The organism is Pseudomonas sp. AIG (assembly GCF_977020205.1).
The window spans coordinates 57042-80286 of record NZ_CDROCK010000028.1 but is presented as its reverse complement, the minus strand read 5'-3'; the positions used below and the strand labels follow the sequence as shown (position 1 = coordinate 80286).

General features: G+C 58.3%; 23 protein-coding genes. 13 read left to right on the top strand and 10 right to left on the bottom strand.

The annotated features are described in order from the left end of the window. Nucleotides 1-54 precede the first annotated feature (54 nt). On the bottom strand, nucleotides 55-1614 hold the full coding sequence (norR, locus tag ACWR1S_RS17165) for a nitric oxide reductase transcriptional regulator NorR (RefSeq protein ID WP_454564331.1): 1560 nt from the start codon (nucleotides 1612-1614) through the stop codon (nucleotides 55-57). 164 nt (nucleotides 1615-1778) lie between these two features. Between norR and hmpA the strand changes: the two genes are divergently transcribed. The 9 genes from hmpA (at nucleotide 1779) to ACWR1S_RS17120 (ending at nucleotide 10852) form a co-directional block, all read left to right on the top strand. Continuing rightward, nucleotides 1779-2960 (top strand): NO-inducible flavohemoprotein, encoded by a 1182-nt coding sequence (gene hmpA, locus ACWR1S_RS17160; RefSeq protein WP_454564330.1) that lies wholly within the window; start codon nucleotides 1779-1781, stop codon nucleotides 2958-2960. A gap of 219 nt (nucleotides 2961-3179) precedes the next feature. Beyond that, nucleotides 3180-3740: an ester cyclase gene (locus tag ACWR1S_RS17155; protein WP_454564329.1), complete on the top strand. Its 561-nt coding sequence runs from the start codon at nucleotides 3180-3182 to the stop codon at nucleotides 3738-3740. A 25-nt stretch (nucleotides 3741-3765) separates the two neighbouring features. Next, nucleotides 3766-4275 carry a disulfide bond formation protein B gene (locus ACWR1S_RS17150; RefSeq protein WP_160059334.1) on the top strand — a complete coding sequence of 170 codons (510 nt, stop codon included), beginning with the start codon at nucleotides 3766-3768 and terminating at the stop codon, nucleotides 4273-4275. Nucleotides 4276-5117: 842 nt separating this feature from the next. Further along, nucleotides 5118-6059 carry a ubiquinol oxidase subunit II gene (gene cyoA, locus ACWR1S_RS17145; RefSeq protein ID WP_454564328.1) on the top strand — a complete coding sequence of 314 codons (942 nt, stop codon included), beginning with the start codon at nucleotides 5118-5120 and terminating at the stop codon, nucleotides 6057-6059. Between the two features lie 3 nt (nucleotides 6060-6062). Next, a complete protein-coding gene (gene cyoB / locus ACWR1S_RS17140; protein WP_454564327.1) occupies nucleotides 6063-8093 on the top strand; it encodes a cytochrome o ubiquinol oxidase subunit I in 2031 nt (676 codons plus the stop codon). 3 nt (nucleotides 8094-8096) lie between these two features. Further along, nucleotides 8097-8720 (top strand): cytochrome o ubiquinol oxidase subunit III, encoded by a 624-nt coding sequence (gene cyoC / locus ACWR1S_RS17135; RefSeq protein ID WP_064120526.1) that lies wholly within the window; start codon nucleotides 8097-8099, stop codon nucleotides 8718-8720. Continuing rightward, nucleotides 8720-9055, top strand: coding sequence for a cytochrome o ubiquinol oxidase subunit IV (cyoD, locus tag ACWR1S_RS17130; RefSeq protein ID WP_064120525.1), 336 nt, complete (start codon nucleotides 8720-8722; stop codon nucleotides 9053-9055). The genes cyoC and cyoD overlap by 1 nt, the downstream gene beginning before the upstream one ends. A gap of 11 nt (nucleotides 9056-9066) precedes the next feature. Next, nucleotides 9067-9954, top strand: a complete 888-nt coding sequence (gene cyoE, locus ACWR1S_RS17125; RefSeq protein ID WP_007916939.1) for a heme o synthase — start codon at nucleotides 9067-9069, stop codon at nucleotides 9952-9954. Nucleotides 9955-10360: 406 nt separating this feature from the next. Further along, on the top strand, nucleotides 10361-10852 hold the full coding sequence (locus ACWR1S_RS17120) for a RidA family protein (RefSeq protein WP_007916938.1): 492 nt from the start codon (nucleotides 10361-10363) through the stop codon (nucleotides 10850-10852). Between the two features lie 272 nt (nucleotides 10853-11124). On the opposite strand, the gene ACWR1S_RS17115 is transcribed toward ACWR1S_RS17120, so the two are convergent. From ACWR1S_RS17115 to ACWR1S_RS17105, 3 genes are all read right to left on the bottom strand, one after another. After that, nucleotides 11125-11826: a hypothetical protein gene (locus tag ACWR1S_RS17115; protein WP_454564326.1), complete on the bottom strand. Its 702-nt coding sequence runs from the start codon at nucleotides 11824-11826 to the stop codon at nucleotides 11125-11127. A 118-nt stretch (nucleotides 11827-11944) separates the two neighbouring features. Further along, the gene (locus tag ACWR1S_RS17110; RefSeq protein ID WP_454564325.1) at nucleotides 11945-13462 is read right to left on the bottom strand and encodes a HAMP domain-containing sensor histidine kinase; all 1518 of its coding nucleotides are present in this window, start codon (nucleotides 13460-13462) and stop codon (nucleotides 11945-11947) included. Then, nucleotides 13459-14169: a response regulator transcription factor gene (locus ACWR1S_RS17105; RefSeq protein ID WP_454564324.1), complete on the bottom strand. Its 711-nt coding sequence runs from the start codon at nucleotides 14167-14169 to the stop codon at nucleotides 13459-13461. Before ACWR1S_RS17105 ends, ACWR1S_RS17110 begins: the two co-directional genes overlap by 4 nt. Nucleotides 14170-14320: 151 nt before the next feature. Here ACWR1S_RS17105 and msrB point away from each other — a divergent pair, with 151 nt between their 5' ends. From msrB to msrA, 3 genes are read left to right on the top strand one after another with little or no spacing between them, the layout of a single operon-like run. Then, on the top strand, nucleotides 14321-14839 hold the full coding sequence (gene msrB / locus ACWR1S_RS17100; RefSeq protein ID WP_454564323.1) for a peptide-methionine (R)-S-oxide reductase MsrB: 519 nt from the start codon (nucleotides 14321-14323) through the stop codon (nucleotides 14837-14839). 43 nt (nucleotides 14840-14882) lie between these two features. Further along, nucleotides 14883-16691 (top strand): cytochrome c biogenesis protein DipZ, encoded by a 1809-nt coding sequence (locus ACWR1S_RS17095; protein WP_454564322.1) that lies wholly within the window; start codon nucleotides 14883-14885, stop codon nucleotides 16689-16691. 15 nt (nucleotides 16692-16706) lie between these two features. Continuing rightward, the gene (gene msrA / locus ACWR1S_RS17090) at nucleotides 16707-17405 is read left to right on the top strand and encodes a peptide-methionine (S)-S-oxide reductase MsrA (RefSeq protein ID WP_454564321.1); all 699 of its coding nucleotides are present in this window, start codon (nucleotides 16707-16709) and stop codon (nucleotides 17403-17405) included. Between the two features lies 1 nt (nucleotide 17406). Here the strand turns inward: msrA and ACWR1S_RS17085 are convergent, their stop codons facing one another. Genes ACWR1S_RS17085 through ACWR1S_RS17075 form a run of 3 tightly spaced genes read right to left on the bottom strand, consistent with a single transcriptional unit; the run spans nucleotide 17407 to nucleotide 19328 of the window. After that, complete coding sequence (locus tag ACWR1S_RS17085) at nucleotides 17407-17922, bottom strand: hypothetical protein (RefSeq protein ID WP_454564320.1); 516 nt, start codon at nucleotides 17920-17922, stop codon at nucleotides 17407-17409. Between the two features lie 60 nt (nucleotides 17923-17982). Continuing rightward, nucleotides 17983-18387 (bottom strand): GNAT family N-acetyltransferase, encoded by a 405-nt coding sequence (locus tag ACWR1S_RS17080; RefSeq protein WP_454564319.1) that lies wholly within the window; start codon nucleotides 18385-18387, stop codon nucleotides 17983-17985. 35 nt (nucleotides 18388-18422) lie between these two features. Further along, nucleotides 18423-19328 carry a LysR family transcriptional regulator gene (locus ACWR1S_RS17075; RefSeq protein ID WP_454564318.1) on the bottom strand — a complete coding sequence of 302 codons (906 nt, stop codon included), beginning with the start codon at nucleotides 19326-19328 and terminating at the stop codon, nucleotides 18423-18425. 102 nt (nucleotides 19329-19430) lie between these two features. Here ACWR1S_RS17075 and ACWR1S_RS17070 point away from each other — a divergent pair, with 102 nt between their 5' ends. Continuing rightward, complete coding sequence (locus ACWR1S_RS17070; RefSeq protein ID WP_454564317.1) at nucleotides 19431-20612, top strand: acetylornithine/succinylornithine family transaminase; 1182 nt, start codon at nucleotides 19431-19433, stop codon at nucleotides 20610-20612. Here ACWR1S_RS17070 and ACWR1S_RS17065 read toward each other — a convergent pair. The 3 genes from ACWR1S_RS17065 to ACWR1S_RS17055 all read right to left on the bottom strand — a co-directional run bounded on the left by ACWR1S_RS17065 (nucleotide 20590) and on the right by ACWR1S_RS17055 (nucleotide 23243). Further along, complete coding sequence (locus ACWR1S_RS17065) at nucleotides 20590-20844, bottom strand: Txe/YoeB family addiction module toxin (RefSeq protein WP_454564316.1); 255 nt, start codon at nucleotides 20842-20844, stop codon at nucleotides 20590-20592. The two genes, ACWR1S_RS17070 and ACWR1S_RS17065, sit on opposite strands and share 23 nt — an antisense overlap. Beyond that, entirely contained in the window at nucleotides 20841-21095 is a 255-nt protein-coding gene (locus tag ACWR1S_RS17060) for a type II toxin-antitoxin system prevent-host-death family antitoxin (RefSeq protein WP_086791676.1), read from the bottom strand. The genes ACWR1S_RS17065 and ACWR1S_RS17060 overlap by 4 nt, the downstream gene beginning before the upstream one ends. 228 nt (nucleotides 21096-21323) lie before the next feature. Then, nucleotides 21324-23243, bottom strand: a complete 1920-nt coding sequence (locus tag ACWR1S_RS17055) for an alkaline phosphatase D family protein (protein ID WP_454564315.1) — start codon at nucleotides 23241-23243, stop codon at nucleotides 21324-21326. Between the last annotated feature and the right edge of the window lie 2 nt (nucleotides 23244-23245).

Below are 23245 nucleotides of genomic sequence, written 5' to 3'. Positions count from 1 at the left end.
TCCCCCAATCAGTCCCCTCTCCCTTTGGGAGAGGGCTAGGGTGAGGGTGTGCTTTTAGCTCTTCATGCCCAACCGCTTGGCCATCCGCCCAAGGTTCGCCCGATCCAGCCCCAACTCCCGCGCCGCGCTCGCCCAGTTATCCTGATTGCGTTCCAGCGCCGCACTGATCAAACGCCGCTGATACTGCTCGGTCGCACTGCGCAAATCTCCGCTAATCAGCGGCATCTCGGTCACCACACCAGCAACCGCCTCAACCGAGTTATCCACAACCTCGCGCGGTAAATCCAGATCCGCCGCGCTCAAACTGAGTATCTTCGGCCGCACCTTGCAGTTGCCCAGCGCCTTCAGCGCACTGCGGCCGATCAAATGCTCCAGCTCACGCACGTTGCCCGGCCAAGTGTAGGCGAGCAGTGCTTCCTGGGCGTCGCCGTTCAGGCGCAGGCTATTGAGGCCCATGCGCGAGCGGTTCTGTTCGAGGAAGAAACCACTGAGCAGCAACACATCGCGGCCACGATCACGCAGCGCCGGCACGCGCAACGGGTAGACGCTGAGGCGATGGTAGAAGTCGGCACGATAGCGACCGCTGCGCACTTCTTCGGCGAGGTCGCGGTTGGTCGCGGCAATCAGGCGCACATCGACCTGATGCTCCTTGTCTGACCCCAGACGTTGCAACTGGCCGCTCTGCAAGACGCGCAGCAACTTTGCCTGCACGGTCAGCGACAACTCGCCGACCTCATCGAGAAACAGCGTACCGCCATTGGCCAGCTCGAACTTGCCACGCCGGTCGCTGGTGGCACCAGTGAAAGCGCCGCGCACGTGACCGAACAGTTCGCTTTCTACCAGCGTATCTGGCAGCGCGGCGCAGTTGAGGCTGATGATTGGTTTGTCGGCGCGGGGAGAGGCGGCGTGAATGGCCTGTGCGACCAGCTCTTTGCCGACCCCGGTTTCGCCGGTGATCAACACGGTCAGGTCACTGCCGCCGACCAGATTGATTTCTTCTACTAACTTCTTCAGCGCCTTGCTCTGGCCGATCATTTCGCGATTCTGCTGGCCGCTGGCCTGACGATACACCTCGGCGCGCTGGTGCTCGTCTTCTGCGCGATTGGCCAAGCGTTGGATGCGCTCGGCAGCGTTGACCGTGGCCGAGGCGAGGCTGGCGAAGGCTTGCAGGGCGTCGAGCTCGATCGGCTCGAAACGTTCAGGATCGAGGGCGTCGAGGGTAATCAGGCCCCAGAGCTTTTCATCGACAAACAAAGGACAGCCGAGGCAATCGTGGACTTCCAGGTGTTCGTCGAGGCCGTCGACCAGACCGTCATAAGGATCGGGCAAGTCGCTGTCGGCGGCGAATCGCGTGGGTCCGGCTCCGCTCAGGAGAATCTCGAAGCGCGGATGCTCGCTGACCTTGAAGCGCCGACCGAGGGTATCAGTGCTTAAACCGTCCACCGCCAGCGGCACCAGTGCTTCGCCGTCGAGACGCAATAACGCCGCCGCATCGCAGGGTAGCAGGGCGCGCATGGCTTCGAGCAGGCGTCGATAACGCTCGCCCTCGGGCAGTTCGCGGGACAGGTCAGAGACGAGAGGCAGTAGCGCAGTGAGCAGGGATTTGGCAGTCATGGTCGTGTAGTCAAAGAGACAAGATGTAGTCGGGATGACTATAAAGGTCTTTGAGTCTTTATGACTACTGCATTCTCAACTAATTGATTTATATGAATAAATAAGTTGGCACGGAACCTGATAACCCTAAGGCAACTTTTCAAGAAAGCTCAGGAGTCAATCTAATGCTTAGCGTCCAGGATCGTGCCATCGTCAAATCCACCGTGCCTCTGCTGGAAAGCGGCGGTGAGGCGTTGATCACTCACTTCTACCGCATGATGCTCTCTGAATACCCGGAAGTCCGCCCACTGTTTAACCAGGCCCACCAGGCCAGCGGTGACCAGCCACGTGCTTTGGCCAACGGCGTTTTGATGTACGCGCGGCACATCGATCAGCTCGACCAGTTAGGCGATCTGGTGGCGAAGATCATCAACAAGCACGTCGCCCTGCAAATCCTCCCGGAGCACTACCCGATTGTCGGTGCCTGTCTGTTGCGCGCCATCTCCGAAGTGCTCGGCGAAGAGATCGCCACGCCAGAAGTGATGAGCGCCTGGGGCGCAGCTTACGGCCAACTGGCGGACATTCTGATCGGTGCCGAAACCGCGATCTACGACCAGAAGGAACACGCCGTTGGCGGCTGGCGCGGGGCGCGGGAGTTCATCGTCGCGGCCAAGGTTGAGGAGAGTGCGGAAATTATTTCGTTCTACTTCGAACCGGCCGACAAAGGCCCGATTCTCGCGGCCGAACCGGGTCAGTACATCGGCATGAAGCTGATCCTCGATGGCGAAGAAATCCGCCGCAACTACTCGCTGTCAGCACTGGCCAATAACGGTCAGTACCGCATCAGCGTCAAGCGCGAACCGGGTGGCCGTGCCTCCAATCACTTGCACGATCAACTGCATGTTGGTGCGAGCATTCAGCTGTTCCCGCCATCGGGTGAGTTCACCTTGACCGCGAGCGACAAGCCATTGGTGTTGATCAGTGGTGGCGTCGGCATCACGCCGACTCTGGCGATGCTTGAAGCAGCGCTGGAGACCGAGCGGCCGGTGCACTTTATCCACTGCGCGCGCAATGGCAGCGTGCATGCGTTCCGTGACTGGATTGATGATTTGGCTGAGCGTCATCCGCAACTCAAGCGTTTTTACTGCTATGCCGAAGATGATGGTGTGAGCCCGGCGGCGGACAAGGTCGGGATGTTGAGTCAGGACTTGCTGGGTGAATGGTTGCCTCAGCAGCGTGATATCGACGCTTACTTCCTTGGACCGAAGGGTTTCATGGGCGCGATCAAGCGTCATCTGAAGGCGTTGGGTGTGCCGGAGAAGCAGAGCCGTTATGAGTTCTTCGGGCCGGCTGCGGCTTTGGAATAATTCAGAACCGAGTTGCCTTCATTCGCGAGCAGGCTCGCTCCCACAGGATTTGTGTACAACGCAGATCCAATGTGGGAGCGAGCCTGCTCGCGAAGGCCGTTACGCGGTCTCGATTCTTAAATTCTGTTTAAAGGTTAATCGTTTCTTAACCGGTTTATCGTTTATTCCCCGATGCTGATGATAGGCGCTCGTTCGTTTACATGATCAGGATCGCCCCCCATGTCGCACTTCACCTTCGCCCGTCGTTTCAGTTTGGCCGCCATCGGTCTTTCGGCTGCGTTGCTGGCCAGCCCGTTTGCCTTTGCCGAATCAGCCCTGATAAAACCGCAGACCCTGATCGTCGATCAGAGCCTGCCCAAGGCGCAGGTCGAAGCCATGCAACTGGCGGCGCAGCGTTACGGCAGTTTCTGGAATTCCGGTGAGGAGGCGTTGGCCACGGCGGCGTTGTCGCCGCAGTTTGTCGACCAGACGCCGCCCGAAGGTCGGGTGCAGGGGCCGACCGGGCCGTTGCTGGCGTCGAAGTTCTTTCGCACGGCGGTGCCGGACTTGAGTTGCGACATCGAGCAAATGATCATCGCCGGGGATCGCGTGGTGGTGCATCTGCACTTTCGCGGGCACTTCAGCGGTACGTTCAACGCTCTCAAAGGGCAGGGCCAGCGTGTAGACTTCCGGGCAACCGATATCTATCAGATCGACAACGGTCGCATCGCGGCCAATTGGCATATCGAAGACAACATCAGCTTGATGGCGCAACTGCACGCGCAGCCGCCGGCCAGCTGAACCATGGACATATAAAGGAAACGCGATGAGCGAGGAAACGATTCGACTGGGACGTGAGCGGCGCTTTCTGGTGCTGCTGGGCATTATCTGCCTGGCGCTGATCGGTGGTGCGCTGTACATGCAAATCGTGCTCGGCGAAGCGCCGTGCCCACTGTGTATCTTGCAGCGCTATGCGTTGCTGCTGATCGCGCTGTTTGCGTTCATCGGCGCGGCCATGCGCAGCCGTCGCAGCATCACCGTGTTCGAAGTGCTGGTGGTGATTTGCGCGCTTGCCGGGGCGGCTGTGGCCGGGCATCACGTGTACACCCAGTTCTATCCGGCGGTGAGTTGCGGCATCGATGTGCTGCAACCGATTGTCGATGATCTGCCGTTGGCGAAGATCTTCCCGCTGGGCTTCCAGGTCGACGGTTTCTGCTCGACGCCGTACCCGCCGATTCTCGGACTGTCGCTGGCGCAATGGGCGCTCGTAGCGTTCGTGCTGGTGGTGATCCTGGTGCCGCTGCTGACCTCGCGTAATCGAAAAGCACTGCGCTGAGTCAACTATTCGGTTGTCTGGCCGATACAGAAAACGCCTCGATTTGCGGATCAGCCAATAGGGGCGTTTTGCCTTTCAGAGTGTTGGTGAAAACACCGTGACGGACGGCAAGGCAGGGTGTGGCAGGTGTGCGACATGTTGTCACACACGCCGTGTCGCAGGGCACTTCGATGACGCGGAATCGACCGTTGTTACAAAAAAGGATTGGTCTGTTTCGGGGTTTTTCGGCTTTAGCACGCGAGTGCCAGAGCAGGCAGTTTTAACAAGCGCTGGCATATGGCCAAAAGCCTTGGGTTATCGGGGCTTGCGCTGTTCGAACGATGGGAAAAAGCCTTCAGAGCTGTCTGAACTGACGCGGGTACACCTACAATTTTTGGTGTTTTTGTTGAGAATCGATTTCGATAACATGCGGCACTTTTGCAAAAATGGCGATGGATTGTTGCTCGAACGGATAAAAATTATTTCGGGATAAGACATGGTGTATAGGGCGCTACCTATCTACAATCGCCCGCACTGAATTCCCGGCACTGTTCAGCCTTTATTAAGGAACGCTTTTTATTAAGGCGCTGCGCAGAAAGTCGGGTGTCGAGTGAGTCGCAAGGCTTTCAAGACACCCAGGTGTCGGTGCCTTCCAACTTTCCGCACCAAATGGAATTGGTCTGTAACTAGGCCTTTGACCACGAATTCGAATAAGAACTGACCGCTGTCCCAGGTTTTGTCGAGCGTCTGACGCGCGACGGGCGGCCCTTATTCAATCCAAAGAAAATGCCAACCCTTGGCAGGGTGAAGTGTTGGCGATCAAAACCCAACTGCATTGCGCAAGCTGCTTTAGAGGTCGTGAGATGAGTAAAAACAGGTACCCCAGATTACTAGGCCTAGTGCCGCTGCTCGGCACGTTGTTGCTGGGAGGCTGCAACATGACCTTGCTCAATCCAACGGGCCAGGTTGGCCTGGAACAGCGAAACCTGATCATCACCGCGACCCTGCTGATGCTGTTGGTCGTCGTGCCGGTTATCGTCATGACGTTCCTGTTCGCCTGGAAGTACCGCGCGTCGAACAAGAACGCCGTCTACACCCCGAAATGGTCGCACTCGACCAAAATCGAAGTGGCAGTCTGGACCATCCCGGTCCTGATCATCATTGCCCTGGGTTACATCACCTACATTTCGACCCACGAACTGGACCCGTATCGTCCGATCCAGTCCGACGTCAAGCCTGTGACCATTGAAGTGGTCGCGCTGGACTGGAAGTGGCTGTTCATCTACCCGGAACAAGGCATTGCCACGGTCAACAAGATCGTGTTCCCGGCGCACACGCCCATCAACTTCAAGATCACCTCTGACGCTGTGATGAACTCGTTCTTCATCCCGGGTCTGGGCGGCCAGATCTACGCGATGGCGGGCATGCAGACCAAACTGCACCTGATCGCTGACCGTAACGCTGAAATGGACGGTATCTCCGCCAACTACAGCGGCGCGGGTTTCACCGGTATGAAATTCAAGGCTATCTCCACCACTCAGGAAGATTTCGACGCCTGGGTAAGTGAAGTCAAGAAGTCACCTAAACAGCTTGATCAAGCTGAATACGCGGCCCTTGCCAAACCGAGCCAGAACAACCCAATCGAGCTCTACTCCTCGGTCACGCCGAACCAGTTCCAGATCATCGTCGACAAGTACGAAGGTATGAAGCCGGGCAAGCCGCTGAAGCACGAGAAGAAAGAGAAAGAAGTGGCGGCCACGGAAATTGACTCGAGTTCGCATTCAGCTGCCGGGGCAGAGGAGTAAACGATGTTTGGTAAATTAAGTTGGGAAGCGATTCCTTTCCACGAACCGATTGTGATGATTACCATCTCCATGATCGCGCTCGGTGGTCTGGCGTTGTTCGCTGCAATCACCTACTTCAAGAAGTGGACCTACTTGTGGACCGAGTGGTTGACCTCGGTTGACCACAAGAAAATCGGCGTGATGTACATCATCGTCGCCATGGTCATGCTGCTGCGCGGTTTTGCCGACGCCATCATGATGCGTACCCAGTTGGCAATGGCCACCGAGGGTTCGCCTGGCTACCTGCCACCTGAACACTATGACCAGATCTTCACCGCTCACGGTGTGATCATGATCATCTTCATGGCGATGCCATTCTTCACCGGCCTGATGAACCTTGCAGTGCCGCTGCAGATCGGCGCACGTGACGTTGCGTTCCCGTTCCTGAACTCCCTGAGCTTCTGGCTGCTGGTATCCGGCGTAGTACTGATCAACCTGTCCCTGGGCGTCGGCGAATTCGCCAAGACCGGTTGGGTTGCCTATCCACCATTGTCGGGTCTGCAATACAGCCCTGGCGTGGGCATGGACTACTACATCTGGGCGCTACAGCTATCCGGGTTAGGTACGACGCTGACGGGGGTCAACTTCCTCGCGACCGTACTGAAAATGCGTACCCCTGGCATGAAACTGATGGACATGCCGATCTTCACCTGGACCTGCACCTGGGCAAACGTTCTGATCGTGGCTTCGTTCCCGATCCTGACCGCGACCCTGGCGCTGCTGACCCTTGACCGTTACATGGATTTCCACATTTTCACCAATGAACTTGGTGGCAATCCAATGATGTACGTCAACCTGTTCTGGGCGTGGGGCCACCCTGAGGTTTACATCCTGATCCTGCCGGCATTCGGCATCTTCTCGGAAGTGATCTCGGCATTCACCGGCAAGAAACTGTTCGGCCACCACTCGATGATCTACGCCTCGGGCGCGATCTCGGTACTGGGCTTCATGGTTTGGCTGCACCACTTCTTCACCATGGGTTCGGGTGCCAGCGTCAACGCCTTCTTCGGTCTGGCGACGATGCTGATTTCCATCCCGACGGGTGTGAAGCTATTTAACTGGCTGTTCACCATCTACCAGGGCCGTCTGCGCTTCACCAGCCAGGTGCTGTGGACTCTGGGCTTCATGGTGACCTTCGCCATCGGCGGCATGACTGGCGTACTGCTGGCCATCCCGGGTGCTGACTTCGTTCTGCACAACAGCCTGTTCGTGATCGCGCACTTCCACAACGTGATCATCGGCGGTGCGGTATTCGGTTACATCGCCGGTTTCGGCTTCTACTTCCCGAAAGCGTTCGGCTTCAAGCTGCACGAAGGCTGGGGTAAAGCAGCGTTCTGGTTCTGGATCTCGGGCTTCTTCGTCGCGTTCATGCCGCTCTATGCTCTGGGCTTCATGGGCATGACCCGTCGTCTGAACGCCACCACCAACCCTGATTGGGTACCGTATCTGTACGTTGCCATGTTCGGTGCGGTGATGATCGCGGTGGGTATTGCCTGCCAGCTGATCCAGCTCTATGTGAGTGTGCGTGACCGCAACAAGCCAGAGAACGTTTGCGATCACGGTGACCCGTGGAATGCACACACCCTGGAATGGTCGACCTCGTCGCCACCGCCGTTCTACAACTTTGCCGTGCTGCCTAAGGCTGACTGCATCGACCCGTTCACTGAAGCCAAGGAAAACGGTACTGCGTACCAGCGTCCGGCCAAGTACGAGCCGATCCACATGCCGAACAACACCGCCACTGGCGTGGTGATGGGCGCACTGTTGACCGTCTTCGGTTTCGCGATGATCTGGCACATCTGGTGGTTGGCGATCGCCAGCCTTGCCGGCACCGTCATCTACTTCGTGATCCACGCTGCACGTGACGACCAGGGCTATATGGTTCCGGTTGAAACAATCGAGCGTATCGAAGCCGAGCAGCACAAGCGTCTGGTTGCGGCAGGGAAAATCCCGGCCGGTGCCACCCGTGTTGAAACCTCGTTGGAACAGGCTTAAACCATGTCGAACTTAGTGACCAATGTTGGACACGCCCATGGTGACCATGGGCACGATGACCATCACCACGACTCGGGCGAGATGACCGTATACGGTTTCTGGCTCTACCTGATGACCGACTGCATTCTGTTTGCGTCGATCTTCGCGGTGTACGCAGTACTGGTAAACAACGTAGCGGGTGGCCCGGCGGGCCACGACATCTTCGAACTGCCCTACGTGCTGGGCGAAACCGCTCTGCTGTTGTTCAGTTCGATCACCTACGGCTTCGCCATGCTGGCGTTGTACAAAGGTAAAAAGCAGCAGGTTCTGGGTTGGTTGTTCATGACCTTCCTGCTGGGCGCAGGCTTTATCGCCATGGAGATCAACGAGTTCCACCTGCTGATCTCCGAGGGCTTCGGTCCTAGCCGTTCGGGCTTCCTGTCCGCGTTCTTCACCCTGGTCGGTACCCACGGTCTGCACGTATCTGCGGGTCTGATCTGGATGGGCATCATGATGTACCAGGTCAACAAGCACGGCCTGACGGCGACCAACAAGACCCGTCTGAGCTGCCTGAGCCTGTTCTGGCACTTCCTGGACGTGGTGTGGATCTGCGTATTCACCGTTGTTTACCTGATGGGGACTCTGTAATGGCTAATGCACACTCCCATGACAGCCATGATGCTGGCCACGGCAGCGTAAAGTCGTACGCCATTGGCTTCATCCTGTCGGTGATCCTGACCGTGATTCCTTTCGGTCTGGTGATGTACCCGAGCCTGCCGAAAGCCACCACGCTGGCAATCGTTCTGCTGTTCGCAGTGATCCAGGTGATCGTTCACCTGTATTACTTCCTGCACCTGGACCGCTCGGTGGCTCAGCGTAACAACGTGATCGCGTTCGTCTTTACGGCCATCGTGATCCTGCTGCTGGTTGGCCTGTCGTTGTGGATCATGTTCAGCATCCACACCTACATGATGGCGAAGTGAGGTAAGACCCGATGTCGCTCAAGCACTTTATCCAAATCACCAAACCGGGGATCATTTTCGGTAACGTGCTTTCTGTGGCAGGCGGGTTTTTCCTGGCCTCGAAAGGGCATGTGGATCTGGCGGTGTTTCTGGCTGCCATGATCGGTACATCCCTGGTTGTTGCCTCCGGTTGCGTGTTCAACAACTGCATCGACCGCGACATCGACCTGAAGATGGAACGCACCAAGAACCGGGTGCTGGTGCAGGGCTTGATCTCCCTGAAACTGGCCCTGGTCTATGCGACCATCCTTGGTGTTCTCGGCGTTGCGTTGTTGTACAAGGTGGCCAACCCGTTGGCCGCTCTGTTCGCGGTAATCGGCTTCATCATCTACGTCGGCTTCTACAGCCTGTACCTCAAGCGCAAGTCGGTTCACGGCACGCTGGTGGGCAGTCTGTCGGGCGCCATGCCGCCAGTGATCGGTTACGTCGCCGTAACCAACAGCTTCGACATGGCCGCGCTGACGTTGCTGGTGATGTTCAGCCTGTGGCAGATGCCGCATTCCTACGCCATCGCGATCTTCCGCTTCAACGATTACCTGGCCGCATCGATTCCGGTGCTGCCAGTGAAGCGCGGGATTCAAGTGGCCAAGAAGCACATCCTGCTCTACATCCTGGCGTTCCTCGTAGCGACCTTGATGCTTACCTTCAGCGGTTACGCCGGCATGAGCTACCTCGCCGTCGCCGCGGCCATGGGCATGTACTGGTTGTACATGGCCTGGACCGGCTACAAAGCGGTGGATGACACGGTCTGGGCACGCAAGCTGTTCGTGTTCTCGATCTTCACCATCACTGCGTTGAGCGTCATGATGTCCCTGGACTTCAAGGTGCCCGCAGAGCTGCTGCTGACGTACGCGCCTTAAGGCTCAAAGGCTTGAAGAAAAACCCCGCACATTGAGAGATGTGCGGGGTTTTTTGTTGGGTGCTATTTAAGGTTGAGCGTGTCTTTGGGAAACGACTGTCTGCTTATAGAGAGATATCCTACCTTCAGAAAACTTTTCATTAGTTAGGATCCCAGAGGCTATTTTCTAATGGGGCAGGTTTGGATGAAAAAGCGCGATCTGTTTGCTGAGTTAATGCAGGGCGTCGCAGAGATGGCGGCTCACCGTGAAAATGTGGCGAAGGATGCCTTAGCGGTCGGTTGCTATCACTTCGTGAAACACCTAGATTTGGATCCAACTATGCCGATGACCTGCCACAAATCGAATCTCCGGCAATCATCGGTCTTAACCTGCGGTTCTTCATGCACTGATCATAAGGCTGGGCGAAATGACTGAGAGGATGACCTGCGACGAGCGTTTTATTGCCCTGGCCCAAGAGCTGAACTACGACATCTATGGTGAGAACACCGCCGGCGGCAATTACGCGCCGCTGATCCGTCATCATGATGAGCTGTACATCAGCGGTATGGTGCCGCGCACTAACGGCAAGATTCAGTACCCGGGTCGCGTCGGACTGGAGCTGACCCTCAAGGATGCGCAAGCCGCCGCGAGCATCAGTGCAATGCGTTGCCTGGCGCTGATCGTCGATGCGGTGGGTTCGCTGGACAAGATCAAGGCGTTGTTGCGGGTCACTGTTTACGTGAAGTCGACGCCGGACTTCGTTGACCTGAGCGAAGTGGCCAACGGTGCCTCGGACGTGTTCAGTCACGTGCTCGGCGATGCCGGACGGCACACGCGCACCACAGTTGGCGTGTATCAGTTGCCGAAGAACGCAGCGATTGAAGTGGACATGATTGTGGCGTTGCATCCTTCCGCTTGAGATCGGCGGTGGCTGTTGCCCTCACCCTAACCCTCCCGAAACGTCGGACCGCCCGTAGGGAGAGGGGACTGACCGGGGTGGTTGGGCGAGATGCGTCGAAACGGAATATCGCGTCGAGCACGAATCTTGAACGGCACGCCGATCGGCTCCCTCTCCTGGGGGAGAGGGCTGGGGTGAGGGGCTACAATCCAAGCAACACCGCCAATCCCCAGCCGAAAAAAAGCCCCGCCTGATCACTCAGCGCGGGGCTTTTTCATACAGCGGTTGCGCTATTACTGCGCGGCGATGCTGTAACCATCAAACGCAGTCTGCTGTTGCAGTGCGGTGATGATGTTCTTGCGATTTACCGCCTGCTCGGTGCCGGCGTTATCAACGAAGACTTCACTTTCCAGTTCCGCTTCCTCGCCTTCTCCGACGAAGGTGAAACCGAGGAACTCCAGCGCTGCACGGTCAACGTTCAGACGCGAGCGTGGCGTGCGCAGCGGCAGGGTCACGCTGATGCCGTCTTTGCTGATGGTGAAGATTTCGACTTCTTTCTTCTTCGCAGCCTTGCTCTTGCCGCCGCTCGGATTGCTGATCGCCTGATGGGTCTGGTTCAGCACTTTCAGCGCGAGGCCGTAAACGATTTCCTGGAACGCCGGATCGTCCTTGAAGCTGGACAGAATGCGGCCGATCGAGAACTTGCTGCTCAGGTCTTCGAGGGCAGCGAGGTCGGCAGCTTCAGCATCTTTCAGCGCCTTGAGTTCGCCCATCAGCTCGTAGGCCTTGTCGTCATCGAAGCTGTCGTGAGCCTGGCGGATCGCTGCGCGCAACTCGCGGATCTGGTCGCTTTCGCGGGTCGACTGGAACGCGTCCAGGACCATCTCGCTGATGATTTTGGCTTGTGGCAGGGGTTGTGAAAGATTGATGGAGTTTTCGTATTCCGCTTTGGACGATTCGGTGACTACGGATTCAGCGGTGTTGAAATCGGACATTGAAATTTCACTACTTTTTAACTTGAGTGGAGATGAGAAAACCCGAGGGCTTTTTCAGGCCGACTAATTTAGGGGAGCGGGGCGGCGTTGTCACGGAGCAACGGGCCGGCGGTCTCAACTATTTGCCGGGGCTGTGCAAATTCATTGAGCGCATCATCCACTGTTCGGCGGTTTGCTGATCCGTTGGCAGCGAGAAGCGGAACGTCGCGCCCCGCCCGCTGACCTCCAGCAACTGAATGTCTCGCCCATGCAATTGCAGGATGCGGTGCACGATACGCAGACCCAGTCCTCCGTCACGCCGTGCGCCACCGATATTGAACGGGCGCAGGAACAAACCTTCGCGCAACTCGGGAGCGATGCCGGGGCCGGTGTCACTGACCGTCACGTCGACCTGTGCACCTTGGGGTTTCAGATCGAACTCGATTTCGCCGCCCTGAGGTGTATGCCGTAAAGCATTGTCCATCAAATTGGTCAGCACCCGTTCGATCAACCCGAGGTCGGCGCAGACCGTTGGCAGGTTCGGCACAAAATGAGCCTTGAGTTCGACCTGCCGCGCCTCCGCCGTCAGTTCGAATTTCTGAAAGATGTCCTGCACCAGATCGATCAGGGAAAAACGCTCCAGCACCGGTTGTACAAAACCATGCTCCAGGCGCACCAGTTCCAGCAGTGATTGCGCGAGACCGCCGACCTTGCGGCTTTGATCCAGAGCAATGCCGAGATAGCGTCGGCGTTCCTCGGCCGACAGCGTGGCGTCCTTCAGTTGCAGGGTTTCCAGATATCCGTGCAACGAAGCCAGCGGCGTGCGCAAGTCGTGGGAAATATTCGCCACCAATTCGCGGCGCTCCTGATCCTGACGGGTCAGCGAGCGCCATTGTTCACCGAGTCGGTTCTGCATCTGGCGGAACGCAGCATCGAGCACGGCGATTTCATCCGGGTCAGCGGTTTTATCCACAGCGGTCGTTATCGGCAGAGGTTGCGGCGCGCCATCGATGTCGAAGCGGCTGACGGTTTCGGTGAGTCGCCGCAATGGCCGAGTGATCAGATTGAACGCCGTCAGACCGGCGATCAAGCACAGCAATGCGACCAGTCCGATCGACAGCAATGCGGTGTTGAGCGCGGCACTGGTGGCGCCTCGCTCGGCATAACGATCATGGGCTTCGCTCAGCAGCACCACATACAGATAGCCGGCAGGTTTGCCGTTGACCTGCAATGGCGCGGCGCTGAATACCTTGCGCCCATCGACGCTGCGCGGGTCATCGCCAAGGATCGGCAACGGCCCGTCGTTGAGTAGTTGCCGAATCGGCGCCAGATCGATTTGCTGGCGGCGTATCCGTCCTTCGGGCGCAGCACTTCCGACGATCCGCCCTTTGGTATCGAGCAGATACACCTCGACACTCGGGTTCACCAGCATCAACTGGCTGAACAGTTCGCGCACGGCGCCGGGCATCAAACCGTTGCTGTCCATCAGCACCGTGTCGTGAGCGATATGTTGCGCCAGATCTCGCGACAGGCCTTGCACCACTTCCAGTTCATGCATGTGACTTGAGCGCACCTGCAGCCATGCCGATGTGCCGCAGCACACCAACAGCAGCACGGCGAATACTACGGACAGGCGCTGCGTCAGGGTCAGTTTCATGGCTGCTCGGTACCGAATTTATAGCCGCGACCCCACACGGTGAGGATGCGAGAGGGCTGGGTCGGGTCTTTTTGCATCTTCGCCCGCAGGCGATTGATGTGGGTGTTGACCGTGTGTTCGTAACCATCGTGGCTGTAACCCCAGACGGCGTTGAGCAGGTCCATGCGCGAGAACACTTTGCCCGGTTGGCGGGCAAAGAAATACAACAGATCGAACTCCCTTGGCGTGAGATCCAGGCGCTTGGCGTCGAGACTGACCTCACGGGTGATCGGGTCAATGTTCAGCCCGTCGAGGCTCAGGCTGCCGGCGTCCATTTTCAGATTACGCGCCATTGCGTCGACCCGGCGCAACAAGGCTTTGACCCGCGCCACCAGTTCGAGCATGGAAAACGGTTTGGCGAGGTAATCGTCGGCGCCCAGTTCCAGGCCCAGAATGCGGTGCAATTCACTGGAGCGCGCGCTGGTGATGATAATCGGTGTGTAGCGCGCCATCGCTCGGGCGCGGCGGCAGATTTCCAGACCGTCGACCCCCGGCAACATCAGGTCGAGGATCAGTGCATCCCAGTGACCTTGCTGCAGCAGGCGCATGCCTTCGTCGCCGTCGGCGCTGTGTGTCACCTCGAATTGTTCATCCCGCAAATGCAGGCAAATCAGGTCGGCGATGTGTTGGTCATCCTCCACCACGAGGATGCGTTTGGTCTGTTCCATGGAGCTCAATCCTTCGGCGCGATAAGCGCATTGTGCGGGTTTTCCTCCGGGCGAGTTATCACAAATTCGTTAACTCCCCGTGAGGATTTGGCGATCAATCCAAGCCTAGGCTGTGTTCCATGAAGGGCATCTGGAATTTTTGGAGACGGCCATGTTTTCACGGCGACAGATTCTGTTAGCGGGCGGCGGGCTGGGGGTTGCAGCCCTGGTGGCGGGTGTATTGCCAAAATTGTCGACTGCCACGGCAGTGATCGGCGAGGCACACGCGGACGAGGCGTTCGAAGTGATTCACAGCGACAGTGAATGGCACTCGATCCTGAGCGACGAGCAGTACCAGATCCTGCGTGAGGAAGGCACCGAACGGGCCTATACCAGCGCGCTCAACAACGAACATCGCACTGGCACGTTTGCCTGTGCCGGCTGCGATCTGGCGCTGTTTTCATCCGCGACCAAATTCGACAGCCGTACCGGTTGGCCGAGTTTCTGGGCGCCGCTGGAACACGCGGTAGCGACGCGTCAGGACCGTTCGTTCGGCATGTCCCGCGACGAAGTTCACTGTCGCCGCTGCGGCGGTCATCTGGGCCATGTTTTCGATGACGGTCCCAAGCCCACCGGTCTGCGTTATTGCATGAACGGCCTGGCGATGACCTTCCAAGCCGTGGCGGCTTGAGTCATGACCCGCTCGCGATCTTCACTTCACACAGGACGAATTTATGTGGCTCTTGGTTCTCGCTTATCTCGGTGGTGTGCTGACGATCGTCAGCCCGTGCATCCTGCCGGTTCTGCCTTTTGTCTTCGCTCGCACCGGGCAGCCGTTTATCAAGAGTGGCTTGCCGCTGCTGGCGGGGATGGCGGTGACCTTTGCGCTCGTCGCCTCGTTGGCGGCGGTGGGCGGCGGTTGGGTGGTGCAAGTCAATCAGTACGGGCGCTGGCTCGCGTTGCTGTTCGTTGCCCTGTTCGGGCTGACCTTGCTGCTGCCGCGTGTGGCCGAGCGTCTGACCCGGCCGCTGGTCTCGGCCGGCAGTCGTCTGTCGGAGGCCGCCGGGCAGGACAATCGCCCGCGTCCCGGCGCTTCGTTTCTGATCGGGGTCGCCACGGGACTGCTGTGGGCACCGTGCGCCGGACCGATTTTGGGGCTGATTCTGACCGGTGCCGCGCTGCAAGGGGCAAGTATCGCCACCACGCTGTTATTGCTCGCCTACGCGGCGGGTGCCGCGACCTCGCTGGCCGCGGCGCTGCTGTTGGGCGGTAAGGTTTTTGCCCTGATGAAGCGCTCGATCGGCACCGGTGAGTGGATCCGTCGGGGTCTGGGTGTATTGATGTTGGCCGGCGTCGCGGCCATTTCGCTGGGGCTCGATACCGGGGTTCTCGCACGGCTATCGACGGCGTCCACCGGTGGTCTGGAGCAGGCACTGGTCGGCAAGCTATCGGGTAGATCTGCTAACGCCAACGGCACGACGATGGCGCAGATTCCTGCCGAGGAAGGCGCTGCGAACGGCAGCATGATGGCCGCCGGCGGTGCGATGAAAATGGCGGCCAAAGGGCCGGGCGCGCTGCCGGTAGAGGGGCAGTTGCCGCCGCTTGAGGGTGCGGTGCAATGGCTCAATTCGCCGCCTCTGGACGCCCAGGCATTGAAGGGCAAAGTGGTACTGGTGGATTTCTGGACCTACTCCTGCATCAACTGTCTGCGCACCCTGCCTTACGTCAAAGCCTGGGCCGAGAAATATCGCGATCAGGGCCTGGTGGTGATCGGTGTGCACGCACCGGAGTTCGCCTTCGAACGTGATGTGAGCAATGTCACCAAAGCCATGAAGGAACTGGGCATCAACTACCCGGTAGCCGTCGATAATGACTACAAGATCTGGCGTGCTTTCAACAACGAATATTGGCCAGCACATTACTTTGCCGACGCTCAGGGACGTATTCGTTACCACCATTTTGGCGAAGGGGACTACGCGGAGTCTGAACGCGTCATACAACAGTTGCTGCGTGAGGCGGGTGCGAAAACCGTGGCGGATGGCTTGATCAATGCTGACGCCAAGGGCGTGCAACTGGCGCCGGACATGAACGAAGTGCAGTCGCCGGAAACCTACGTCGGCTACCAGCGTGCGGAACACTTCGTACCGGAAACCAGCCTCGTGCCTGACAAGGTCGCGGCCTACAACCCGCCGGACAAACTGGCACTCAATGACTGGAGCCTCGGCGGCCAATGGTCGGTGGGTGCCGAGCGCGCCACGGCCAGTGCGCCGGCCAGTCGCATCGTTTATCGCTTCCATGCCCGCGACTTGCATTTGGTGCTCGGCCCGGCAGCGGACGGCAAACCCGTGCGCTTCAAGGTGATGATCGATGGCCAGGTTCCGGGCGATGCCCATGGCATCGATGTCGCACCTGACGGCACGGGCCATGTGACCGAACAACGCCTGTATCAGTTGGTGCGGCAAAACAACGGCGTGCAGGACCGAACCTTCACCATCGAATTTCTCGACCCGGGCGTATCGGCCTACGCCTTTACCTTCGGTTGATCAGGAGTCATTGAAATGAAAATCACATGGCGTCGTATGTTGTTGGGAGTCGCGGTAGCAGGCCTGATTGGACCGGTTTCGGCGTTCTCCTTTGGGGGCGAGGATGCTGTGCTGATTCCGCCACCAACTCTTGATGAGGTGACCCAGGCGCACAGCGAAACCGCAGTGTTCGCCGGTGGTTGCTTCTGGGGTGTGCAGGGTGTTTTCCAGCACGTCAAAGGCGTGCAGAAAGCCGTCTCGGGTTACGCCGGCGGCGCGGCCAACACGGCGGAATATGAGCGTGTCAGCGAAGGCGATACCGGCCACGCCGAGTCAGTTCAGGTCACCTTCGATCCGACTCAGGTGAGCTATGGCAGCCTGTTGCAGATCTACTTTTCGGTAGCGCACAACCCAACTGAGCTCAATCGCCAGGGCCCGGACAGCGGCACGCAATATCGCTCGGCACTGTTCCCGGTCAACGCCGATCAGCAGAAGGTCGCGCAGGCCTACATCGCCCAACTGGAGGCGGCTCATGCCTACAGCAAACCCATCGTCACCAAACTGGAAAGCTTCAACGGTTTCTATCCGGCAGAGGACTACCACCAGGATTTCCTGACCGAGCACCCGAGCTATCCCTACATCGTGATCAACGACATGCCGAAGGTGGCGAATCTGAAGCAGGTGTTTGCCCAGCGCTATCAGGAAAAACCGGTGTTGGTGAAAAACGGCGCCTGAATCATTGGGCGCCCAATGGAGGGCGTTGAGCCTGAAGGGTGCGCAGCAAACGGTAATATTTCAGTGAGCGAGCGCAAATCAGACCACTGATAAAGCCTGATGCTGCGGCTTTGAGCAACACCATATCCGGGGCGGCAGCGCGCTCGGGGTGCACGTCATCCTGATAGCCGAAGTAGTAGTTCACTGCAAAAAAAAGCAGGAGCACAGTCAGCGCTTTCCAAGTGCCCGGCACGATCAACCCGGTTTCCGGATCATCAAGATTTATCCCCTTGTTGGGGAAAATCAGCCATGCCGACAGAGCGCCCAGTAACACAGCAATGAGCCAGCCGCTGAGGCTCAAGCCTGAATCATCCGTCAGGTTCAACGACAACAGCGACCAGCCCAACAACACCAGCGGGGTCGACAGCAGGGAAAACCGGCTTTCACGTTGGGGTTTGCGGGCCTTGAGGCCGAAATACACCAGAACCAGAAAAACCACATAAACCCACAAGGGAGTATTTTGAAGAGTGACGAGCATCGCACAGCATCCGTGCTGGAAAGAGAAGCTGATCATAGCCGTTGCCAGAGCGCATGCCTGCTATTTCAATCGAGGTCGCTCCATGGCGATCACTGACATTTCAAAACCCAGGCGGGCAAAAAAGGCTTCGGCGCCTTCGCGTCCAGCGCGCAGTACCCAGGTGATGTCGGGGCTATCGCCCATGACATGCTCAACCAGTCTGCGACCAATGCCTGAGCGCCGATGCTGGCCGTCGACCACGACCATCGACAGGTAACCGTTGGACAAACCATCGCTGATGCCCCGGGCGAAGCCGACGATCCGGGTGCCGTGCAGGGCAACTGCCGTGCGTTGAGAGTGCTTGATAAGTTGCGCGAAGTGTTCGCTGTGGCCGGTGCGGTGACCCCAGTCGTTTTGGCCGAGGAACAGTCTCACCAACTCCACTTCGTCAGGCTGCAGGTCGCGTACGGTCAGGTTTATGTTCATAAATGGTTCGACTCCTTGTCAGCAGTTGTTCGCCATCAGGATCTGCCCCACGTCTGCATCGCAAACTCGACGAAGCGGCGCAACTTCGGCAAGCGATAGCGATCCGGGGCGTACAGCAAATGCAAGGGACGGCTTGGAGGTTGATAGTCGGGAACGACGGTCACCAGTTTGCCATCGCGCAGATCCTGTTCCACCAGTGCATCGGGCAGCATCACGATGCCCATGCCGGTGCGCGCGGCCTGATGCAATCCGGCGGAAGTGTTCATCAGCATCGGCCCGCTGACGTCGACGAGAATTTCTCCCTCCGGGCCGCTGAGGCGCCAGCGTTTTTCCACCGATTGCCAATCGTCGCCAGCAGGGTAGGCGAACGACAGGCAGTCGTGTTGCTGCAGGTCTTCAGGGGTTTGCGGCATGCCGCGACGCGCCACGTATTGCGGGGAGGCGCAGACGGTCAGTGTGTAATCGATCAGGGGGCGGGCGATAAGGTTTGATTCTTCGAAATGACCCAGCCGAAACGCTACGTCGAGGCCGCTTTCCAGCAAGTCTGGGCGGCTGTTGGTCAGCACCACATCCATTTTGACTTGTGGATACTGCAAGGAAAATTCGCTGAGCGCCGGCGCCAGGCGTTCTACGCCAAAGGTCAGCGGCGCGGTAATGCGCAGCAGGCCACGCGGCTCATCGAGTGCTTGTTCCGCCAGACGTTCGGAGTCGGCCACCAGTCCCAAGACATCCAGGCACCGCTGGTAGTAAACGCTGCCGAATTCGGTAAGACGCTGCCGTCGAGTCGTGCGCTGCAACAGTTGCACACCGAGCCGCTGCTCCAGCGCGCGCAGGTGATTGCCAACCATGGTGGTCGACATGTCGCACTGCAACGCGGCCGCCGTCATGCTTCCGGCTTCGATGACTTTGACGTACACGCTCATCGACTGGAACAGGTCCATTATCAAGTCCTGCTTTTAAATGAATGAAGTTTTTCCGAGTTTATCCAGTTTCGGTGGCTAACCATACTGCCAGCACACCGACCTTCACTGGAGTTTGAAGTCATGACCGCCGCCCTGATGAACACCTACCAACCGCTGGCCCTGAGCTTCACCAAAGGCCTCGGCACTCGCCTGTGGGATCAGGCCGGTCGCGAGTATCTGGATGCGGTTGCCGGCGTGGCGGTGACTAATGTCGGTCACTCGCACCCTCGAATCGTTTCGGCGATCAGCGAGCAGGCGGGGTTACTGTTGCACACGTCCAATCTGTACAGCATCGACTGGCAGCAACAACTGGCCAAACGGCTGACTGAGCTGTCGGGGATGGAGCGTGCGTTCTTCAATAATTCTGGCGCCGAGGCCAATGAAACAGCGCTGAAACTTGCGCGTTTGTACGGCTGGCGCAAGGGCATCGAACAGCCGTTGGTGGTGGTCATGGCCAACGCGTTCCACGGCCGCACACTCGGTACCTTGTCGGCCAGCGATGGTCCGGCGGTGCGTCTGGGTTTCAACGAATTGCCGGGGGATTTCCTCAAAGTGCCGTTCGGTGATCTCGCGGCGCTGGAGCAGGTGCAGCAAAAGCACGGCGAGCGCATCGTGGCGATTCTGGTTGAGCCCATCCAGGGCGAAAGTGGCGTGCAACTGGCGCCGCCCGGTTATCTGAAGGGCCTGCGTGAATTGTGCGATCGCCATACGTGGCTACTGATGCTCGATGAGATCCAGACGGGTATTGGCCGCACTGGCCGCTGGTTTGCGTTCCAACATGAAGGCATCGTCCCGGACGTCATGACCCTGGCAAAAGGACTGGGCAATGGCGTGCCGATCGGCGCGTGCCTGGCCCGGGGCAGGGCAGCGGATCTGTTCACACCCGGCAGTCATGGCAGCACCTTCGGCGGCAATCCACTCGCGTGCCGGGTCGGTTGCACGGTGCTGGATATCATCGAAGAGCAGGGCCTGCTGGAAAACGCCCGGATTCAGGGGGAGCGGCTGTTGACTCGTCTGCGTGCAGAGCTGGCGGACAATCCCAATGTGCTGGCGATTCGTGGGCAGGGCTTGATGATCGGTATCGAGCTGAAACAACCGGTGCGTGATCTAACGCTGATCGCGGCGCGGGATCACGGGCTGCTGATCAACGTCACGCGTGGCAAGACGATACGGCTGCTGCCACCGCTGACGATTGATGAGCGGGAGGTGGAGATGATTGTCCGAGGTGTGGGGCACATCATCAGTAGTGATATTTGCAGCTAATAACGCAAATCTCACCACCTTCAATGCTGTAGACCAAACGATGCTCACCCGATACTCGTCTGGACCAAAAGCCGCTCATGTTGTGTTTGAGCGGCTCAGGTTTGCCGATACCTTCAAACGGTTTGCGCTGGATTGCTTTGATCAACAGATTGATACGTTTGAGTCCGGCCTTATCGTTCTGTTGAAACCACAAATAGTCTTCCCAACCTGATGGCGTGAACTCGATTTTCATTCTTCGATCAATTGCCTCACTTTGGCTTTGCCGGCACGCATTTCGCCAATCGATTTGATCAACCGCTCGGCATTGGCGGGAGAGCGCAGTAGGTAGGCTGTTTCTTCGAGTGCGTTGTACTCAGCCAGAGACATCATCACGACGGGCTCACCTTTTTGGCGTGTGACCAGAAGGGGAGCACGGTCCTCGTTAACGCGGTCCATTGTTTCGGCCAAATGCGCACGGGCGGTGGTGTAGTTGATGGTTTGCATGAAGTAGTCCTCGCTATTAGCAAAGAACGTACAGAAATGAGTACATGATGACAAGGTGATACCTATCAGTGGTTGTTTCGCAGAAGGCTTGCTGCGAGCACGCTCAGTATCACTTAAGAACTCTGGAGACGTTTCTGAGAAGGCTGTAATCCTTGTCCACTGCCTCGGGCAGCGAGAAACCGCCGCGTTGTCGGCATTCGGCATTCCCGGTGTAGGAAAAAACTATGGCTAGTCCGGATAATCCGCCAGATCCGGCGCCAGCATCCGTGTCTTCGCCGCGCCATTGGAATTGTGCTGAATGATCTCGCGCGGCTGCCCCTGTTCATTGAAAAACACCTGACCGATCCCTGCCGAGTTCCACAATCGTTCACCTGCCTCAGCATGTTCTGGCGTATACGGCACGATGCGCATGCGGCGGCGTTTGGTGAACCAGTTCAGCGGGGAGCGTGGCGAGTAGAGCCAGCGGTTGAGGCGGTCGAACCATTCCAGCAGGGTTTTCGGAAACTCGTTTTTAATGCCGCTGCTGGTGATCTGCCAGATTCGTGGACCGGCCTTGCGGTGTCGGATAAGTACTTCGTAGACGAAGGAATAATGCACGTCGCCTGACAGAACCACGTAGTTACCCGGTGTTCGCGAGTGGCGGAAAATGTTCAGGATCACCTGCGCAGCACCGCGATGGGCCATCCAGTTTTCCGCGTCGACCAGCAGCGGGTAACCACACCAACTGAAGACTTTCTGCACCGTTTCAATAAGCTTCACGCCGAAGATCGGCGCCGGGGAAACGATGATCGCTGACGGATGATCGAGCAGTTCCTGTTGCAGTTCGCTCAGCGCCTCCCAATCGAGCAGGCCCGAGGGCTGCTTGAGCGCCATTTCACTGCGCCAGCGACGGGTACGGGTGTCGATGACCACCAGCGCCGGGCTGGTTGGTAGTACAAAATGCCAATGCTGAAAGCGCAGCAGGTCATCGATCAGGTCGTCCTGCACCGGGCTGTCGAGATACTGGTCATTGCCACTGGCGCTCAGCCCCAGGGTTTTTGCCAGCACATCCTTGAACGCATCGGGATTGTTGCCCCAGCCCTGACACAGCATATAGGCGATCAGTGCGTTGCCGATGATGCGTTTGGAGAACGGATGGCCGTAGGCCGTTTCCTCCCATTGCGCAGACAGGTTCCAGTCATCGGTGATGTCGTGATCGTCGAAAATCATCAGGCTCGGCAGATGCGCCAGCGCGCGGGCGACCTTGCCCAATCCAGCCTTGAAGGCATCGATGCGAGTCTGTTCGAGGGTATAGCGCTTGAGGCGTTCTGGCGTCAGTTCGGGGGCTTGCGGAACGATCAGCGTCCAGGCGGTCGGCGACCACACCAGCAGGTACATCGCCATGACTTCGGCGAACGTCACCAAGTGATTGTCAGCGCTGCTGCTGGTGAAAATCGGCTTACGCGCACCGCCGAAAAATCGCTCGCGCAATGTCTCGTTGCTCTCCAGTGCCGGTAACAAATCCGCACGGTGGTAGTAACTGGCCGGGTGTTCGTAGAGCCTGGCGCTGTCGCTGACCACGGCGCCTTCGAGGTGTTCGTCGAACAGGCCGAGACGTTCGATCAAGGCATGAATCGCCCGCAGCATCGGGCCAGCCACATCGTCGGCGTAGACCTGATCACCGCTCATCATCAACAGGGCCGGGCGTTGTTGCGGATCGGTTTCCGTTGCCAGCAATTGGTCGACGCACAGCAAGCCATCCGCCGCCGGGTGATGCGGTTTGCGGCAGGAGCCATGCAGGAGTTGATCGATCCGTGAGCGCAGGACGAAGTTCGGGCTGGTTGCATCGCCGTACAGTAGGTGCGGCGCCCAGTCGGCGATACCCTCAGCGTTGTCGATCAACAGGTCATAGTCGATCCGCGTATCGCAGGGCAGGGTGCTGTCGAGAGAAACATCGATGAGATGAACAAACGCCTGACGGCCTACCGGGATGACGTTGCATTTCTCTACGTCGAGAGGAATGTCTCCTACACCTTGCAGGCGCAAGGTCAGCGAAAGTGGCCGCGTACCAACTACCCACATGACCACGCGCGTAGGCTCCAGCCGTCGCAGCAGCGGGCCGGCCAGGACGGGAGGCAGCGGGATCAGGTCAACAGGTGTCGGAGACATCG